Raw genomic sequence first — 19,549 nt, forward strand, 5'->3', positions numbered from 1 at the left:
GTCAGGAATTGGAGTTTTGTGCGCTCAAGCTGCGATTTTTTTGTGCGATTCTCCCCTCAATCCGGACGACGGGCCGGAAGATAGAAAGATGGAAAGACACGATGAAAATCCTCCCCACGCTCTTTGCCGCCGCCCTCCTGCAGGTTGCCGCCCTCGCTCCCGCCCAGGCCGGTGAGAACCTCGACCAGGTCAAGTCGGCCGGCGTCCTGAAGATCGGCACCGAAGGCACCTATGCGCCCTTCACCTACCACGACAAGTCAGGCGCGCTCGTCGGCTTCGACGTCGAGATCGGCCAGGCCGTCGCTGAAAAGCTGGGCGTCAAGGCCGAGTTCCTCGAAGGCAAGTGGGACGGCCTGATCGCCGGTCTCGATGCCAACCGCTACGACACAGTCATCAACCAGGTCGGCATCACCGAGGAGCGCAAGAAGAAATACGACTTCTCCGAGCCCTATATCGCCTCCAAGGCGGTGCTGATCGTCAAGGGCGACGACGCCGAGATCAAGGACTTTGCCGACCTCAAGGGCAAGAAGTCCGCCCAGTCGCTGACGAGCAATTTCGGCAAGCTGGCCCAGGCCTCCGGCGCCGAACTCGTCGGCACCGACGGCTTCGACCAGTCGATCCAGCTCGTGCTCACCGGCCGGGCCGACGCGACCATCAACGACAGCCTCTCCTTCCTCGACTTCAAGAAGCAGAAGCCGGATGCCAATGTGAAGATCGCCGCCGAGAAGGCCGATGCCGACTATTCCGGCATCATCATCCGCAAGGACGAGCCGGAACTGCTCGAGGCCATCAACAAGGCGCTGGTCGACATCAAGGCCGACGGCACCTACGAGAAGATCTCGCAGAAGTACTTCGGCGCCGACGTTTCGAAGTAACAGCTGGCTGAGATCGACGCCGGTTTCTCCGCCGGCCAATCTCGGTTATGAAAAACGATCCGTTCCGGCCCCCGGAGCGGATCGCGCTTTTTCGAAAGGCCTGTCCCTTGCCAACCTGGCTCCAACTCATGCTGGATTCGCTGCCGTCCCTGCTGTGGGCCGGGCTGACATTCACCATCCCGCTGACGCTGCTGTCGTTCATTCTCGGCCTGACGCTGGGCCTCGCAACGGCGATCGCCCGCCTGTTCGGTCCGGCGCCGATCGTCGCCATCGCCCGCTTCTACGTCTGGGTGATCCGTGGCACGCCATTGCTCGTCCAGCTCTTCGTGATCTTCTACGGCCTGCCGAGCATGGGAATCCTGCTCGACGCCTTCCCGGCAGCGTTGATCGGTTTCACGCTCAATGTCGGCGCCTACACCTCGGAGATCATCCGCGCCGTGATCTCGTCTGTGCCGCGCGGCCAATGGGAAGCGGCCTATTCCATCGGCATGAGCTGGAGCCAGGCGATGCGCCGCACGATCCTGCCGCAGGCGGCGCGCGTCGCCGTGCCGCCGCTGTCGAACACCTTCATCTCGCTGGTGAAGGACACCTCGCTCGCCGCAGCCATCACCGTGCCGGAGCTTTTCCAGACGGCGCAGCGCATCGTCGCCACCACCTACGAGCCGCTGATCCTCTACATCGAAGCGGCCCTGATCTATCTCGCCATGAGTTCGGTGCTGTCGGCCCTGCAGGTACGGCTGGAGCGCCGCTTCGCCCGCTATGGCGGCTTCCTGGAGGCGCGGACATGATCGAGCTTTCCCATATCGAAAAGCGCTTCGGCGACAATCTCGTGCTGAAGGACATTTCCCTCACGCTGGCGGAAGGCACCGTGACCGCACTGGTCGGCCCATCGGGCGGCGGCAAGAGCACGCTTTTGCGCTGCATCAATCTCCTGGAGATCCCGACGTCAGGCGCGATCCGGCTTGGTGACGAGGCGTTGAGCTTCGAGCCCGGCCGCAAGACCGGCTGGCAGGCAATCCAGAGGCTGCGCCGCCAGACTGGCATGGTGTTCCAGAACTTTCAGCTGTTCCCGCATCAGACCGCACTCGGCAATGTCATGGAGGGCCTGGTCACCGTCCTGAAATGGCCTGCCGACAAGGCGCGGGCACGCGCGATGGAACTGCTCGAAAAGGTCGGCATGGCACACAAGGCCGATGCCTGGCCGGCAACGCTGTCGGGCGGACAGCAGCAGCGGGTGGCGATCGCCCGGGCGCTTGCGCCATCGCCGCGCGTGCTCCTGTGCGACGAGCCGACCTCGGCGCTCGATCCGGAACTGGCCGAAGAAGTGGTCGAGGTGCTGAGCCGGCTTGCCCGCGAAGGCACGACCATGGTGATGGCGACCCACGACCTCCGGCTCGCCTCCCGCGTCGCCGACAAGGTGGTGTTTCTCGACGGCGGCGTGATCGTCGAAAGCGGCGCCCCGAAGACGATCTTCTCGACGCCCGAGCGCGAGCGCACCAAGAAGTTCATCGCCTCGCTGAGCGCGCCGCACAGCTACGATATCTGAAGAACGCTTAAGGGGCACAGCGCCTCGCTGCGATCGCGACGCGGTCGATGGAGGGCGAATGTCCGCCCCATCACCCGCCGCTGGCATTCGCCAAGCTCCGGTGCGCGTTCATCACCCCGGGATCTGTCGTCAGGCTCCGACAGGCCGCCATCCTCGGGCTTGACCCGAGGATCCACACCACAAGCCGAGGCCTTCACCGCGTCGAACAACGGTGGCGGCGCAAACCTTGTTGCGTCCGCAATGGATCCTCGGGTCAAGCCCGAGGATGACGGAGGAGAATGACGGGCTATGTCAGGAGAGCGACCATCCTCCCCCTCAGACATAAGAAAACGGCCGGATTCGCATCCGGCCGTTGTCGTCCTGCCTACACCAAACCTCAGCCGCCGAAGACGACGAGCAGGTCCTTGGCATCGATCTGGTCGCCGGCGCGCACCAGGACTTCGGCAATCGTGCCGTCCTTTTCCGCGTGCAGCGCCGTTTCCATCTTCATCGCCTCGATCGACAAGAGCACGTCGCCGGCCTTGACCGCCTGGCCCGCATGGACCGCGACCGTCGAGATCACGCCCGGCATCGGCGCGCCGAGCTGCGCGGCGTTGCCGGCTTCCGCCTTGCGGCGGATGGCGCTGGAGGCACCGCGGTTGCGATCGGGAACCTTGATCGGGCGTGGCTGGCCGTTCAGTTCGAAGAACACCTTGACCATACCTTTCTCGTCGATCTCACCCTGGGTCTGGTTGAGGATGACGAGCGTCTTGCCCTTTTCGAGGTCGGCGAACAGCTCCTCGCCCGGCGCCATTCCGTAGAAATAGGCGGGTGTCGGCAGCACGCTGACGGGACCATAGGTTTCGGCCGCCAGCGCATAGTCGGTGAAGACCTTCGGATACATCAGATAGGAGGCGAATTCGTAGTCGTTGACCTCACGTTCGAGCTTCTCCTCGATTGCCTTGCGCTCGGCATCGAGATCGGCTGCTTCAAGCAGTGAACCCGGACGCACGACATAGGCCTTCTCGCCTTTCAGCGCCTTCTTCTGCAGGCCTTCCGGCCAGCCGCCCGGGGGCTGACCGAGATCGCCCTTCAGCATCGACACGACCGATTCCGGGAAAGCGATGTCCTTGGCCGGGTTCTCGACATCGGCGACGGTCAGGTCCTGGCTCACCATCATCAGCGCCATGTCGCCGACCACCTTCGACGACGGCGTCACCTTGACGATGTCGCCGAACATCTGGTTGGCATCGGCATAGGCCTGCGCCACCTCGTGCCAGCGGGTTTCGAGACCGAGCGAGCGGGCCTGCTCCTTGAGGTTGGTGAACTGGCCGCCGGGCATTTCATGCAGGTAGACTTCCGACGCCGGCCCCTTGAGGTCGCTTTCGAAGGCGGCGTACTGGTGGCGCACAGCTTCCCAGTAGAACGAGATGCGGCGGATCCATTCGGGATCGAGGCCCGGATCGCGCTCGGAGCCGCGAAGCGCCTCCACGATCGAGCCGAGGCAGGGCTGCGAGGTGTTACCGGAGAGCGAATCCATCGCCGCGTCGACGACGTCGACGCCGGCGTCGACGGCCGCAAGCACGGTGGCAGCCGCGATGCCAGAGGTGTCGTGGGTGTGGAAGTGGATCGGCAGATCCGTCGCCTCACGCAGGGCCTTGAACAGCACGCGCGCGGCCGCCGGCTTCAACAGACCGGCCATGTCCTTGACCGCGATGATATGGGCGCCGGCCTTTTCAAGCTCGGCGGCAAGCGCGGTATAGTACTTGAGATCATACTTGGGACGGGCGGCGTTCAGAATGTCGCCGGTATAGCAGATGGCCGCTTCGCAGATCCTGTTCTCCTCAGCGACCGCCTCCATCGACACGCGCATGTTGTCGACCCAGTTGAGGCAATCGAACACGCGGAAGACGTCGATGCCGCCCCTTGCCGCCTGGCGCACGAAGTATTTGACGACGTTGTCGGGGTAGTTCTTGTAGCCGACGCCGTTGGCGCCGCGCAGCAGCATCTGCAGGAGCAGGTTCGGCGCATCCTCACGGATGCGCGCCAGCCGGTCCCACGGATCTTCGGTGAGGAAGCGCATCGACACGTCGAAGGTCGCCCCGCCCCAGCATTCGAGCGAGAACAGGTTGGGCAGCGCCCGCGCATAGGTGCCGGCGACACGGGCGATGTCATAGGTGCGCATGCGGGTGGCCAGCAGCGACTGGTGGCCGTCGCGCATCGTCGTGTCGGTGACGAGCACCTGCGGCTGCGCCCTCACCCATTCGGCAAATTTCTTCGGGCCGAGTTCGTCGAGCTTCTGCTTGGTGCCCGGCTTGATGTCGCCACCGATGAACGGCACGAGGGGGGCGGCGATCTCGTCCGACGGGCGCGGCCTGCCCTTGGCTTCCGGGTGACCGTTGACGGTGACGTCAGCGAGATAGGTGAGCAGCTTGGTGGCGCGGTCCTGGCGGCGAACCTGCTGGAACAGCTCCGGCGTCGTGTCGATGAAGCGGGTGGTGTAGGTGTTGTCGTGGAATTTCGGATGGCTGATGATCGCTTCGAGGAAGGTCAGGTTCGTCGCCACGCCGCGGATGCGGAATTCGCGCAGCGCCCGGATCATGCGCTGGATCGCTTCATCGGGGTTCGGCGCCCACGCAGTGACCTTTTCCAGGAGCGGATCGTAATAGCGCGTGATGACGGCGCCCGAATAGGCGGTGCCGCCGTCGAGACGGATGCCGAAGCCGGTGGCGCCGCGATAGGCGGTGATGCGACCATAATCCGGAATGAAGTTCTGTTCCGGATCTTCCGTGGTGATGCGGCACTGCAGCGCGTGGCCGTTGAGGCGGATGTTTTCCTGCGCGGGCACGCCCGATTCCGGCGTACCGATGGCATAGCCGTCGAGGATATGGATCTGCGCCTTGACGATATCGATGCCGGTGACGAACTCGGTCACCGTGTGCTCGACCTGGATGCGGGGATTGACCTCGATGAAGTAGAACTTGCCGCTGTCGGCATCCATCAGGTACTCGACCGTGCCGGCGCCGATGTAGTTCGTCGCCTCGGCGATGCGCTTGGAATAGGCGGCAAGCTCCTCGCGCTGGCTGGCGCTGAGATAGGGCGCCGGTGCGCGCTCGACGACCTTCTGGTTGCGCCGCTGGATCGAGCAGTCGCGCTCGAACAGATGAACGACATTGCCGTGGGTATCGCCAAGCACCTGGCTTTCGACGTGGCGGGCACGCTCGACCAGCTTTTCGAGATAGACCTCGTCCTTGCCGAAGGCGGCCTTGGCCTCGCGCTTGGCTTCCGTCACTTCGCGGGCGAGATCCTTCGGGTCGCGGATCGCGCGCATGCCGCGCCCGCCGCCGCCCCAGGAGGCTTTCAGCATCACCGGATAGCCGATCGCCTCAGCCATCCTGGCCACTTCCGCCATGTCGTCGGGCAGCGGTTCGGTTGCCGGCACGACAGGCACGCCGATCGAGATCGCCAGGTTGCGGGCTGCAACCTTGTTGCCGAGCTGGCGCATGGTTTCGGGCTTCGGGCCGATGAAGGTGATGCCCGCCTCCGCACAGGCCTCGGCGAACTCAGGGCTTTCCGACAGCAGGCCGTAGCCCGGATGTATGGCGTCGGCGCCGGATAGCTTGGCGACGCGGATCACTTCCTCGATCGACAGGTAGCTTTCGATCGGGCCGAGGTCGCGCGCCAGATGCGGGCCGCGACCGACCTGATAACTTTCGTCCGCCTTGAAGCGGTGCAGCGCCAGTTTGTCCTCTTCAGCCCATATCGCGACCGTTTTCAGACCTAGTTCATTGGCCGCGCGAAACACGCGGATTGCAATTTCAGAACGGTTGGCAACAAGGATCTTAGAGATGGGCAAGTCGGACTCCTCAAGACTTGAAACGCGGGAAATGCTGCACCCGCGAAATGAAGTATTAGCGGGTCGCAGAATGAAGCGCAATTTCAGAGTCGAGCAGAAATCCGAGAGAATTGGATCAGGAAATCAGTCCTAGTCGGAAGGCAATCGCCACCACATGGTGCCGGTTCTTGCCCTTCAGTTTCTCCTGGATGCCATTCATGTACCAGTCGACCGTGTGGCTGGAGATGTCGAGCACCTTGCTGATGTCGTTCGAGGTCATGCCGTCGGCGAGATAATTGAGCGCTTCCATTTCGCGCCGCGTCATCTGTACTTCGACGCGGGATGCAAGATCGGCCGAGATTTCCGGATCGGTCAGTTCCAGCAGCTTCCAGAACAGGCGCTTGGCGATCTGGTCGAACAGGCTGATCTCGACAGGGCTGAGATCGACGACCCGCCCCCCGACCGTCAGGTTGCCGAGCAGGCCGCGGCGACCGTGCACCGGGAAGATGTAGCCGTCGTGAAGACCGTGGTTGCGGCCCTCGATCATCATGCTTTCCATGCGCTTGCGATGCGGGTCGGAGCGAAAGGCAAACAGCGTGTCGCGCCAGCGAAACCCGCGCTGGGCATGGCCGAGGTAGCGGATGGTCGGATCGATCACCACATACTTCTTGCGGATGTAGATCTGTGGCCAGCCTTCGGGCCAGCGACCGGCAAGCAGCAGCCTCAGCGGGTTTTCGTGGGGCTTCGGCTGCCTGACGACCCCATAGAAGTCGAAGCCGCAACGGTCGAGCAAGCGCTCGAATTCCGGCACGATTTCCTCGCGCGTCTTCATCTCTTCGATCAGCGCGAGAAACTGCACGAGCAGCGTGATATTCATGGGTCACCTTCCAGGTAGAACAGGCGTGCGGGGCCCGCAAAGCGGACATGAATGAACCGTTCAGGGGCCATTCATGTTGCACCCGCGATAATCCGACATACCATGCCCGGTCTTGTGCGAAAATCGCAAGAAATCGGAATTGGGCGGAAAAGATAGCAAACTATGAATGCTCGCGCCAAGCTCGCAGTTGGGCAACCGGCATTCGGCCATCAATACCGCCTCAAGCTCCTGATTTCCCTTGTTATTGCCATGACCGTCCCAAAGCGGCCTTGACGGCCGGCAGAACGAGCCTCGTGCCCGTATGTCGGAGAGTGTCTAGGCGTGACACATTTGCCGCGCGAAATTTGCTGCGGCGCAAAATCCGGTACCCGGAAGGGGTGAGACAGTGTCATTGTTCCAAGTGTATGCGAGAGCGCTCCAGTATCTTGCGGTTCACAAGTTTCGTGTCTCGGCGATCGTGCTTGCCAACGTCGTGCTCGCCGCCATCACGATTGCCGAGCCGATCCTGTTCGGCCGCATCATCGACGCCATTTCCTCCAAGGGCGAAGTCACGCCGATGCTCCTGATGTGGGCAGCGCTTGGCGTGTTCAACACCGTCGCCTTCGTTCTCGTCGCCCGCGAAGCCGACCGGCTGGCCCATGGCCGCCGGGCAACGCTTCTGACGGAGGCCTTCGGCCGCATCGTTTCGATGCCGCTGTCCTGGCACACCCAGCGCGGCACGTCGAATGCGCTGCATACGCTGCTGCGCGCTTGCGAAACGCTGTTCGGTCTCTGGCTCGAGTTCATGCGCCAGCACCTGGCGACCGCCGTTGCCCTGATGCTGCTGATCCCGACTGCCTTTGCCATGGACGTTCGCCTGTCGCTGGTGCTCGTCGTGCTCGGCATTGCCTATGTCATGATCAGCAAGGTGGTGATGAGCCGCACCAAGGAGGGCCAGGCCTCGGTCGAGAACCACTACCATACGGTCTTCTCCCACGTCTCCGACGCCATCAGCAACGTCTCGGTCGTCCATAGCTACAACCGCATCGAAGCCGAAACGCGCGAACTGAAGAAGTTCACCGAGCGCCTGATCTCGGCCCAGTTCCCGGTGCTCGACTGGTGGGCGCTGGCAAGCGCGCTTAACCGCGTTGCCTCGACCATCTCCATGATGGTGATCCTCGTCATCGGCACCGTGCTCGTGCAGCGCGGCGAGCTGCGGGTTGGCGAAGTCATCGCCTTCATCGGCTTTGCCAACCTGCTGATCGGCCGTCTCGACCAGATGAAGGCCTTCGTCACGCAGATCTTCGAAGCCCGCGCCAAGCTTGAAGACTTCTTCCAGCTCGAAGATTCGGTGCGCGAACGCGAAGAGCCGGCAGGTGCGACGGAACTAGGCACGGTCAAGGGCGAAGTGGAATTCCGCGATATCTCCTTCGACTTCGCCAACACCACGCAGGGCGTGCGCAACGTGTCCTTCACGGCCAAGGCCGGCCAGACGATCGCGATCGTCGGCCCGACCGGCGCCGGCAAGACCACGCTCGTCAACCTGCTTCAACGTGTCCACGAGCCGCGTGACGGCCAGATCCTGATCGACGGCGTCGATATCTCCAAGGTGACGCGCAAGTCGCTGCGTCGCTCGATCGCCACCGTCTTCCAGGACGCCGGCCTGATGAACCGCTCGATCTGCGACAACATCCGGCTTGGCCGTGACGATGCCTCGCTCGACGAAGTGATGGCTGCTGCCTCTGCCGCCGCCGCCAGCGACTTCATCGAGAGCCGCAACAACGGCTACGACACCGTCGTCGGCGAGCGCGGTAACCGCCTGTCGGGTGGCGAGCGCCAGCGCGTCGCGATCGCTCGCGCCATCCTCAAGAACGCACCGATCCTGGTGCTTGACGAGGCGACCAGCGCGCTCGACGTCGAGACCGAGGCGCGCGTGAAGGACGCGATCGATGCGCTGCGCAAGGACCGCACCACCTTCATCATCGCCCACCGCCTGTCGACGGTGCGCGAGGCCGATCTGGTGATTTTCATGGATCAGGGCCGGATCGTCGAAATGGGCGGCTTCAACGAGCTCAGCGCCAGCAACGGCCGCTTCGCCGCTCTTCTGCGCGCCAGCGGCATCCTGACGGACGAGGACGTCCGCATGAGCCACACGGCCGCCTGAGCCGCAGCCTTCAAACCCCGCAATGCGAAAAGCCCCGGATCGTCTCCGGGGCTTTTTTCGTTCAGGCCGCGCGCACCGGCTTGGCGTTGGTGATGCCGCGCAGCCATTCCAGATAGTAGCCGTAGCCGAAGTGCAGGCCGATGCCGACGATGACGAAGAGCGTGCCGGCAATCGGGTTCTTGCCGGTCACGAACAACAGCACCTGGCCGACCATCGCCAGGATCGTGCCAAAGATGAAGATCGGCAGGGAATGGCGGCCGAGCATCGCCAGCGGATGATCGGCATCGAGCCGGGCGCGGCGGTTGAGGGCCGGAAGCACCGCGACGAGATAGGCAAGCGCCAGAACATGCGTCAGCCGCGTCAGCGACAGGAAGGTCTTGTCGAAGCCTGTGAGCACCGCCGGGAGGCCGAAGGAGAGGTCGATGCTCCACCAGGAAAACAGCACCCACAGCGCCGAGACGGCAAGATAGACGCCGGCGATCGCGATCAGCCACGGCCTGCGGGGCAGCACCGCCCTCCCACGGATCGCCGTCATCGCAACGATGCCGATGACGAAGAGGAACTGCCAGGACCAGGGATTGAGAAACCAGTAACCCTCGTCGAGGAAGTTGGAGGGCACCAGCTTGAACACGCCGGCGACAAGCCAGAGCAACGCGGACGCCATCAGCAGCAGCCGGCTGCTGATGCCGTTCAGCCAGAGGATGCCCGGCAGCATCAGGAACAGAACCGCATACATCGACAGGATGTTGTTGTAGCCGAGCTGGTGGCCCAGCAGCACCATCGCGACGATGCCCTGTTCGGTCTGCTCGACGAAGGGCCGGATGTTGATCTCCCCGATCAGGTCCTGCCGGCCAAAATAGAGCGCACCGCCGGCAAAGATAGCCAAGGTGACGATACTGGTCATGATATGGGCGACATAGAGCGCCAGCGCCCGCCGCCAGATCTTCAGCGTAAGCGCCAGCCGCGCGCCTGAGACGAACTTGCCGCCATAGGCAAGCCCGACCGAGAGACCGGAGATCAGCACGAAGGCCTCGGCCGAATCCGAAAAGCCATAATTCTTGTGGGTCAGGTATTCGAGATACTGGCCCGGAACGTGGTTGACGAAGATCGTCAGCAGGCAGAGCGCCCTCAACACGTCGAGGCGCGTGTCACGCGCCCCCGGCGCGATGCGAGCGGATACCGTCGGGTCCAGGCCGCCCCCAAATGTCTTCTGCAGCATGCGGTCTTTTATCCAGGATCTGGCGCCCCTGCCCCACCCCAGTTGAAACGGGCTCCGGAATGTCCATGGCGGAAGCCAACGAATGTCCCGATGCCGTCGATCGATGCGCAAATCCGTCAGGGCTCGCGCAGCCGGCAAATCCGCAAGAAAAAACCGGCCTTGCCCGTTCGGGTGCAAAGCCGGTTTCAACGTTCACTCAGTGCCGGCAGTTACAGCAAAATGCCTTCATGCGCGTTTTTTGTGACACTATTATTGATGCTGACGACCGGGCTGCGGCTTTTCGCATCCCGCGTGACCGAAATCTTGTGTTTCGTGCCGTTCAGCGTCACTTCGGCCGAGTAGCCGTCCCATGCCTCCGGCAGCACCGGACGGATGACGAGCTTCTCACCTTGCCGGCGAATGCCGAGGATACCCTCGACGCCGGCGCGATAGAGCCAGCCGGCCGACCCGGTATACCAGGTCCAGCCGCCGCGTCCGGCAAGCGCGCCTTCGCCGTAGATATCGGCCGCAACCACATAGGGCTCGACCCGGTAGTGATCGGCGTCTTCGCGGCTGAGCGCATGCGAAACCGGGTTCAGCATCTGGAAAACACGCCAGGCTTCCTCAGCCCGTCCCTGCTCGGCAAAGGCCAGCGCGACCCAGGTGGCCGCATGGGTATATTGCCCGCCGTTTTCACGCACGCCGGGCGGATAGGCCTTGATGTAGCCCGGGTCCTGCCTGGTTCGTTCGAGCGGCGGCGTGAACAGCCGGACGATGCGGCGGTCGGGATCGACCAGTTCGGCCATGACGGCATCCATCGCGTTCTGCGACCGTTGCTCATCACCTTCGCCCGAAAGCACGCTCCAGGACTGGCCGATAGAATCGATCCGGCATTCGTCGCTGTCGCTCGAGCCGAGCGGCGTGCCATCGTCGTAATAACCACGACGATAGTAGTCGCCATCCCAGCCTGCCTCGTCGAGCACCGCCTTCAAGGCAGCGAGGTGCGTCTCCCAATGGGTGACGCGCGCCTTGTCCTTGCGCTCGCGCGCAAAGGGCAGGAAACCGCGCAGGGTGCCGGCCAGGAACCAGCCGAGCCAGACGCTGGTGCCGCGGCCGGCGATGCCGACGCGGTTCATGCCGTCGTTCCAGTCGCCGCCGAGAATGAGCGGCAGGCCGTTTTCGCCGCTGCGCTTGATCGCCAGATCGAGCGCGCGGGCGCAATGCTCATAGACGTCGGCGATCTCATCGGAGATCTCAGGCTTGTAGAAGGCGTCGTGCTGGCCTTCCTCGAGCGCCGGGCCGGTGATGAACGCGATCTTCTCACCGAGGATATCGGCAGACCCCGTCACTTCGCAGTAGTGGGTGACGGCATGGGCGAGCCAGACGACATCGTCGGAGATCATCGTGCGCACGCCGGCACCGGTGCCCGGCAGCCACCAATGCTGCACGTCGCCTTCGACGAACTGCCGAGCAGCTGCGTTGAGGATCTGCGCACGTGCCAGTTCCGGTCGGTGGATCAGGAACGCCAGCGTGTCCTGCAACTGGTCGCGGAAGCCGAAGGCACCGCTTGCCTGGTAGAAGGCCGAACGCGCCATGATCCGGCAGCCCAGGCTCTGATAGGGCAGCCAATTGTTGATCATGGTGTTGAAGGCCGCATCCGGTGTTTCCACCTTCACGATGTCGGTGAACGCGCTCCAGAAGGATTTGGCTGCATCGATGATCGTGTCGAATGGGGTCTGGCGCAATTCGCCGAGCACCGCGCGCATCTGTTCTTCAGTGTCGGCATCGCCGAGAATGAAGGTAAGCTGCCTTTCGGCGCCGGGCTCGATCACCAGGTCGGTCGCCAGCGCCGCGCAGGCGTCGCCGTCGACATCGATAGAGCCGGAAAGGTCGGCACCGGCAAGAACCGCCTGCGGCACGAGAATGCCACCGACCCGACCGAGGAACTCGCGGCGGCTGGCCGTGTGGCTCAACCCTTCGCCGCCCTCGACGGCGAAGAACGCGGAACGGCCGGCATAATCGATGCTGTAGGGGTTGGTGGCAACCAGTGCACCGGATGCCTCATCCCAGCTCGACAGCACGAAGGGCGCCATGCGTGCGCGGTTGTTGCCGAGCACCCATTCGGCAAAGCCATAGACCTTCAGCTGGCGGGCAGACGTCGAGCGGTTGCGGATCGTGACTCGCACGAGCTTTGCCGGCAAGGTGGCGTGCACCGAATGCGCGGCCTCGATATCGAGATCGTCCTGCGTGCTGCGGAAGGTCGAATAGCCAAGCCCGTGGCGCGTCTCGAAAACGACCGACCGATTGCGCGACAGCGCCGCATAGGGCGTCATCACCGCGCCGCTCGCCATGTCGCGAATGAAGATCGCCTCGCCCGGCCGGTTGACGACCACGTCATTAGCCCAGGGCGTCAGCTGGTAGTCGCGTGAGTTGCGGCTCCAAGTGAAAGCGGCCCCTTCGGCCGAAACGTGGAAGCCGAACTGCTCGTTGGAGATGACGTTGATCCACGGCTGCGGGGTCGCCTCGCCGCCACGCAGGCGCACGACATATTCGCGCCCGCCTTCGGCAAAGCCGCCGTACCCGTTCCAGAAATCGAGACCATCGCCGACGATCGCCGCATCGACGGCATCCGCCGGCTGCTGCGGCGCCGCCAACAGCGGGACGCTTGTTTCGCTGCCCTTCACCGGTGGCGTCGAATAGAGCGAGTTGGCACGGGCGATCTGGTCGGAGATCGTGCCGTTGCGGGCGTGGAAGACGGCGCGCGAGGCCGATAGCAGCGTCGACCAGGTCTCCGCCTCCATCAGGTCGCGGCGCACCGAGAAGATGTGCTGGCGCGGGCCGTCCGAGAGGCCGCGAAGCCTCAGGTTCTCGCACATGGAATCGAGCGCGTGCTGCATATCCTGGGCATAGGACGAGGCGCGCTCGTTGATGATCACGAGGTCGGCGGTAATACCGCGGGCGCGCAGATACTCCTGCGCCCGAAGGGCTTCGCGGGCAATGCCGAGATCGCCGTCGTCGTTGATGCGCAGGCAGAAGATCGGGAAGTCGCCCGAGATCGCCAGCGGCCAGAGGGTCGACTGCGATGCGAGCCCCGCCTGAACCGTCGCGGTATCGGCGCGCAGGTGCATGTCGGGGTAGACGAGATAGCGGCCGAGCATCTGGAAGCTTGCGGCCTCCTGCGAGGTGACGCCGACATGGCGCATCTGCACCTGGCTGCGCGTCCACGCATGGATCAGCTCGTGGTTGAAGGTTTCCGTGTGCCGGTAACGATCGATCGCGCGATCGACGGCTTCGCGGTTGGGTGCGGCGATCGTCCAGAAGACGACGCTGACCTTCTTGCCGGCCGGAACGCGCACGACGCGACGCAGAGACATGATCGGATCGAGCGTGAAGCCGTCCGTTCCCGAAAGCACCGCGTCGGTGTCGAAGGCAGCAGCTTCAGCAAGCGTGCGCCCCTGGCCGATGAAGCGGCGACGATCGGTCTCGGCCTCGGTCGGACGATCGCTGCCGGCATTGTCGGTGACGAGATGCGCCACTTCCATATCCGGGTCACTGGGGCTGCGCTTGTTGCGGCTGACGTGGATGACGTCGCCGCGACGGCTGATTTCCGTGCGCAGGAACATCTTGGAGAAGACGGGATGGGCGCTGTCGGCCTCGTCGGTCGAAAGCACCGGTTCGGCGTAAGAGGTCACCTCGATGAAGCGGTCCTGGGTGCCGGTGTTGAGCAGGATGACGCGGCGGCCTTCGGCATCGTGCTCGGTGGCGACGATGCACTCGACCTCGCTGGTGAGGTCGCCGACGGTCTTGACGAATTCGGCTTTGTCGTCGCCGAAGCGGGTCAGAAGCTTTTCGCCGACCGCACGCCGCGGCTCGGCAGTCGCCGACCACCAGTCGCCCGTCGTCGTATCGCGCAGGAAGATGAAGGTGCCGGTGCGATCCTCGACCGGATCGGGCTTCCAGCGGGTGACCGACTGGCCGTTCCAGCGGGCATAGCCGGCACCGGTTGCCGTCAGCATCACGGCGTAGTGGCCGTTCGACAGGAACACGGTTTCGCGATCCTGGGCGAGCGGATTTTCGATGACGCGGACCTCCGGACGCAACAGGTCGTCCTGGCCCTTGCCGAGCGATTCCGGCTCGCGCTTAGCGTTCATGATCGGGATGTCGCGCGGCGCCTTTTCCTGCAAAAGCAGTTCGGCCGCCTCGATCACCGGATCGGCATGGAACCATTCGCGCAGCTTGCCGGTGAAGACGACGTTGGCGACGGCCGCGATCGACATGCCATGGTGGTGGGCATAGTAGTTGCGCACCACGGCGCATTTCTGCCCCTCGGGGACGCGGGTCGGCGTGAAGTCTACGGCGTCGTGGAAGCCGTAGACGCCGAGCGCGCCCACTTCGCGCAGGCGACCGAGATTGGCGAGCGCCGCCTTCGGATCGTACATGCAGGCGAGGATCGAGGCGTAGGGCGCGATGACGGCGTTCTGGCCGAGACCACGCTTGAGGCCGAGCGTCGGCACGCCGAAGTTGGTGTACTGGTAGGTCAGCTCATGGTCGCGGGCGTTGAACGCGGCTTCCGAGATGCCCCACGGCGTGCCGAGACGGCGGCCGTGATTGATCTGCTCCTTGACCACCAGATTGTTGGTCTGGTTGAGGATGCCGCCCTGACGTTCCTGCATGACCAATGGCGGCATCAGATATTCGAACATCGAGCCGGACCAGGAGATCAGCGCGCCGCGCGCGCCGATCGGCACGATCGGGCGGCCAAGCTTGTACCAGTGCTCGGTCGGGAGATCCCCCTTGGCGATGGCAAACAGGCTCGTGAGCCGCGCCTCGGACGCGAGCAGGTCGTAGCAGGCCTCGTCGAGCTCGTTGGCATTGACGCGGAAGCCGATCGAAAGCAGGCGGCGCTCCGGCCGGAACAGGAAGCCGAAATCCATCGAGAAGGCGATGTCGCGGGCGCGATCCTTCAGAACCGCCAGTCGCTGGCGCAGCGCCTCGATGGCGCCAAGATCGAACACGCCGTCGGCAATATGCGCCTCGCAGGTGGTGACGAGCGCGTTTGCCCACTTCGTCACTTCGCTGCTCTGGGCCGTGCGCACCTCGTGGTCGAGATTGACGGTCAGCTTGTGCATGTCGCGCGCGAGAACGGCGAGGTTGATCACGCGGATCGATGCAAACTCATGCTCGCGCTTGACGGCGGCGAGCGCGTTCTGGAAACCGGCGATGCGCTCCTCGATCAGGCGGCGCAGCGGACGAACAGTCTTGCGGTCGTCCGGCAGCTCCTTCAGCACTTCGGCGAGAATGGCGACCACGTCGCCGATGCCGTCGAGACTGCCCTGGACGTGCGCCGACGGCGCCTCGGCCCATTCGCGGCACATGGACGACACGGCGATCAGATGGCCGGCCAGGTTGCCACTGTCGACCGACGAGATGTAGCGCGGCTCCATCGTCTCAAGCGTGTTGGTGCGGTACCAGTTGAACAGATGGCCGCGATATTTCGGCATCCGGTCGATGGTTGCGATCGTCTGTTCCAGGCGGTTGATCGTTTCTTCGAAGCCGATCCAGCCGAAGTCGCGGGCCGACATCACCGAGAGCAGGTAGACGCCGATATTGGTTGGCGAGGTGCGCTCGGCCAGAACCGGTTGCGGCGTTTCCTGGAAATTGTCCGGCGGCAGGAAGTTCTGCTCGGCGGTGACGAAGGTCTCGAAATACCGCCAGGTGCGCCGCGCGATCAGGCGCATCTCCTCGATCGCCTCGTCGGAAACCACCAGCTGGTCCTCGGTCTCGGCCGACTGGCTGACGAACCATGCGACGGCGGGCGACAGGGCCCAAAGCAGCGCAAAGGGAATGCCGATGAAGGGCAGGCCCGTATCCGAAATGGCAGCAAGCGCCAGCGAGATCGCCGACAGCGCCGGTGCGATCCACATCGCCTTGTAATAGTCGACGATGCTACCGTGTCCCGCACTCTGCACCTGAGCGGCGGTCCGCCATTCCAGCATTAGCTTGCGGCTGACGAAGGTACGGTAAAGCGAGCGCACGATCGCGTCGCACATCATCGCAGCGCCATGGGCGATGAAGACGATGCGAAGTGCAACCTGGGCATTGGCTGCACGAACTTCGGTCAGCACCGCGTGAAGATGGGCGCGCGCGACGATGTCGTTGCGGCGCGGCAGGAGGCCGTTGATCAGCGACAGGGTCGGGGCGACGAACAGGCTGAAGATCAGCACGATCTGCCAGATCAGCGCCTCGGTCGGCTGCATGTAGTACCAGCCCATGACGGAGGCGACGAGCCAGGCACAGGGGATCAGCGAGCGGCGCAGGTTGTCGTACATCTTCCAGCGGCCGAGCATCGACAGGCCGTTCGACGGATTGAAGATGTAGGGAAGCAGCTGCCAGTCGCCGCGGGCCCAGCGATGCTGGCGCGACATCTCGACCTCGTAGCGGGTCGGGAAATCCTCGACCAGCTCGACATCGGTTACCAGCGCGCAGCGCACATAGGAGCCTTCGAGCAGGTCGTGGCTGAGGACGGCGTTCTCCTCGATCCGGCCCTTGAGTGCCGCCTCGAAGGCGTCGACGTGATAGAGGCCCTTGCCGGTGAAGCTGCCTTCGCCAACGATGTCCTGGTAGACGTCGGAAACGGTGAAGACGTAGGGATCGATGCCGCGATTGGCCGAGAAGATGCGCTGGAAGGCCGAGGCTTCGCTTCCCGTCGTCAGCGACGGCGTCACGCGCGGCTGCAGCAGGCTGTAGCCGGCAATCACCTTCTGCGTCTCGGGGTCGACGACCGGGCGGTTGATCGGGTGGTACATCTTGCCGACGAGCTTCGTCACCGCGTCACGCATCAGGCGCGTATCGGCGTCGAGCGTCATGACGTACTGGACGTTCTCCGGCACGGTGTTTGCGCCCTGGAGGAACGAGGTGTCCCGATCGCCGCGCAAAAGCAGGTTCAGCTCATGCAGCTTGCCGCGCTTGCGCTCCCAGCCCATCCACACGCCTTCCGCCTCGTTGAAGAGACGGCGGCGATGCAGCAGGAAGAAGCGCGTCTTGCCGTCATAGGCGTAGCGCGCCGAAAGCTCGGCAACCTCGCGACGGGCATAATCGAGCACGTCGGTATCGGCCGCCGTTTCCTCGAGCTTGCTGTCGACCCAGTCGCTGAGGAGCGCGAAATAGATCTCGCCACGCGGATTGGCGAGGTAATGAACCTCGAGGTTGCGCACCAGCTCGTCGACATGATCGCGCTTGGAGATCAGGCAGGGCACGACGACCAACGTGCGGGCATAGTCCGGCACGCCATCGAGGAACTCGTAGCCGACCAGCCGCGACGGTTTGACGAAGAGCGTGACCAGCGTGTTGAAAAGCCCCATCGCGCCTTCCGACGCCGGCAGCGCGAACAACAGCAGCATGATCAGCTTGGCGCCGTTCGGGATGTCCATCGGGCTGACGAAGGAATAGACGGCGAACATCGCCAGGATCGTCAGCAGGATGTTCGGGCCGGCGATGGCAAACCAATCGAGCTTGCGGCTGAGGCGGATGATGCTCTGCAGCACGGATGGGCGGTAGCCGATCTTCTGCTCAAGCGCCTTGCGCTGCTTGCCGACGAGGAAGGAGCCGACGTTCGGCTCGTGGATTTGCGGCTCGACGGCCGCCGCCGCTTCGGCTTCCTTCACCATCGCGATGGCAATCTGGGTGACTTCGTACTCGCTGTGGCCGGAACGACGCGCCAGCTTTTCGATCGTGTCGCGATACTTGTTGCGCGAGCCGAATTCGAGCGCGGCGTAGTCGGAACCCTCGCGCAGCGCCGCATCGATCTTGCTGACGCTTTCGAACCAGACGGCCCAGTCGGTATCGTCGATCTCGCGCAGGCTGCGGATGATGTTGCTCATCGTCGCATTGCCCGACGACAGGCGGTTCTGTTCCGCAACCAGCGCGTCCTCGACGTCGCTGCCGCGCTTTTCGAGCTGCTCTTCGATCCAGGCGATCACCGAGCCGGAAGTCTGCGAGCCGTCGCGCATGCGGTAGAGCAGCTGTGCGACGAAGGTGTTGTCGGCGGCGAGCGCCTCGGATTCGGACAAGAGCGCGCGGGATTTTTCCGGGTCATTGTGCCGGATGATCTGGTCGGCGATGTCGTTGGCCTTGCGCCGCATGCCGCGCGACCGCTCGACGCGGATGGCGATGCGCCTGAGATTCTCGATCAGGACGAAGCGCAGGATCGACGGCAGAGCCCACAGCTCGCCGATCTTGAAGGTGTCGTGCTTCTGGAAGCCCTCGACCATCGCGGTGATGCTTTCCCGCGAAACGGTGCTGTGCGTATGCGCGACATAGAGCCAGGCCAGCGCCATGGTGCGCGGTATGACCGTGCCGGCAACGGAAATCGTCGGCAGCTGGCGGTAGAACTTGCGCGGGAAGTCGCGGCGCACTTCCTGGATAGCTTCCTCGACCACGTGATGGTTGTCGAGCAGCCATTCGGCGGCCGGCGTGATCGACGCCCCCGCTTCGACGTCGGCGGCCGTCGCCCGATACACCCTCAGGATTTCGTTTTCGTTCTCGCGATGGCGCGGACGGAACTCGAACGGGAAGAAGCCCGGCAGCGACGGTGCGCCCTTGAGCGCAAGGGTCTCGCCGCTTTGCCTGAGATCCTCCAGCGAGAAAAAGGTCGAGCGGATCGAATCGTTGTAATCGATCAATTTCGCTTCCGGTTCGCGAGAAGAGGAGGACGGCGTGTTATGAAGGGGCATGGGTGCTGGTTCTGAATCCAACCGGGGTTGATCGGCCCGGCTCTCGTTGTTGTGCCGGGTTGGCTGCGGTCCTGAGGTTCCAGGCTTGGCCGGCGCGTTGCTAGACACGGTCATGTGTCCTCCCATCCGCCGTCAATTCCCGGCAAAGCGGAAACTGGCGGAAACTGGCACCGCCCTTGAACTGGGCATCGGAAAAAGCAAAGCCGGCGGCGCATTGGTTTTCAAGGCCGCGTGATGCATGAAAGTGGCATTTTTTAGCCGTGCTGCCAACAGCTTGCAAGGATCGACGGCTCAAGTTTGAACGAATTGCGCACACTCTGACCGGGCGAAAGCGCACGCGCCTTTGCCCGCCGATGGCACCCTC

At 63.7% G+C, this 19,549-nt stretch carries 8 protein-coding genes; 4 read left to right on the top strand and 4 right to left on the bottom strand.

Going from position 1 to position 19,549, the window contains the following annotated elements:
- Positions 1-101: 101 nt before the first annotated feature.
- From RTP54_RS20340 to RTP54_RS20350, 3 genes are all read left to right on the top strand, one after another.
- Entirely contained in the window at positions 102-875 is a 774-nt protein-coding gene (locus tag RTP54_RS20340) for an amino acid ABC transporter substrate-binding protein (RefSeq protein WP_112814952.1), read from the top strand.
- Positions 876-982: 107 nt separating this feature from the next.
- Complete coding sequence (locus RTP54_RS20345) at positions 983-1,663, top strand: amino acid ABC transporter permease (protein ID WP_112806768.1); 681 nt, start codon at positions 983-985, stop codon at positions 1,661-1,663.
- Positions 1,660-2,421, top strand: a complete 762-nt coding sequence (locus tag RTP54_RS20350; RefSeq protein ID WP_312365442.1) for an amino acid ABC transporter ATP-binding protein — start codon at positions 1,660-1,662, stop codon at positions 2,419-2,421. The genes RTP54_RS20345 and RTP54_RS20350 overlap by 4 nt, the downstream gene beginning before the upstream one ends.
- 376 nt (positions 2,422-2,797) lie before the next feature.
- On the opposite strand, the gene pyc is transcribed toward RTP54_RS20350, so the two are convergent.
- On the bottom strand, positions 2,798-6,256 hold the full coding sequence (gene pyc, locus RTP54_RS20355; RefSeq protein ID WP_312365444.1) for a pyruvate carboxylase: 3,459 nt from the start codon (positions 6,254-6,256) through the stop codon (positions 2,798-2,800).
- A 115-nt stretch (positions 6,257-6,371) separates the two neighbouring features.
- Positions 6,372-7,112, bottom strand: a complete 741-nt coding sequence (locus RTP54_RS20360) for a helix-turn-helix transcriptional regulator (protein WP_112806667.1) — start codon at positions 7,110-7,112, stop codon at positions 6,372-6,374.
- Positions 7,113-7,497: 385 nt separating this feature from the next.
- On the opposite strand from RTP54_RS20360, the gene RTP54_RS20365 reads away from it, so the two are divergent.
- Positions 7,498-9,255, top strand: coding sequence for a glucan ABC transporter ATP-binding protein/ permease (locus RTP54_RS20365; RefSeq protein ID WP_112814949.1), 1,758 nt, complete (start codon positions 7,498-7,500; stop codon positions 9,253-9,255).
- Positions 9,256-9,316: 61 nt separating this feature from the next.
- Here RTP54_RS20365 and RTP54_RS20370 read toward each other — a convergent pair whose 3' ends face one another.
- Together RTP54_RS20370 and ndvB are read right to left on the bottom strand one after the other, a co-directional pair.
- Entirely contained in the window at positions 9,317-10,474 is a 1,158-nt protein-coding gene (locus tag RTP54_RS20370; protein WP_312365447.1) for an OpgC family protein, read from the bottom strand.
- Positions 10,475-10,683: 209 nt separating this feature from the next.
- Positions 10,684-19,299: a cyclic beta-(1,2)-glucan synthase gene (ndvB, locus tag RTP54_RS20375; protein ID WP_312365449.1), complete on the bottom strand. Its 8,616-nt coding sequence runs from the start codon at positions 19,297-19,299 to the stop codon at positions 10,684-10,686.
- Positions 19,300-19,549 lie beyond the last annotated feature (250 nt).

Source organism: Ensifer sp., assembly GCF_031989085.1.
Taxonomy (GTDB): Bacteria; Pseudomonadota; Alphaproteobacteria; order Rhizobiales; family Rhizobiaceae; genus Ensifer.

Coding starts and splice junctions, on each gene's coding strand:
- RTP54_RS20340 (WP_112814952.1), top strand. CDS start 102: ATGAAAATCCTCCCCACGCTCTTTGCCGCCGCCCTCCTGCAGGTTGCC.
- RTP54_RS20350 (WP_312365442.1), top strand. CDS start 1,660: ATGATCGAGCTTTCCCATATCGAAAAGCGCTTCGGCGACAATCTCGTG.
- RTP54_RS20360 (WP_112806667.1), bottom strand. CDS start 7,112: ATGAATATCACGCTGCTCGTGCAGTTTCTCGCGCTGATCGAAGAGATG.
- RTP54_RS20370 (WP_312365447.1), bottom strand. CDS start 10,474: ATGCTGCAGAAGACATTTGGGGGCGGCCTGGACCCGACGGTATCCGCT.
- ndvB (WP_312365449.1), bottom strand. CDS start 19,299: ATGACCGTGTCTAGCAACGCGCCGGCCAAGCCTGGAACCTCAGGACCG.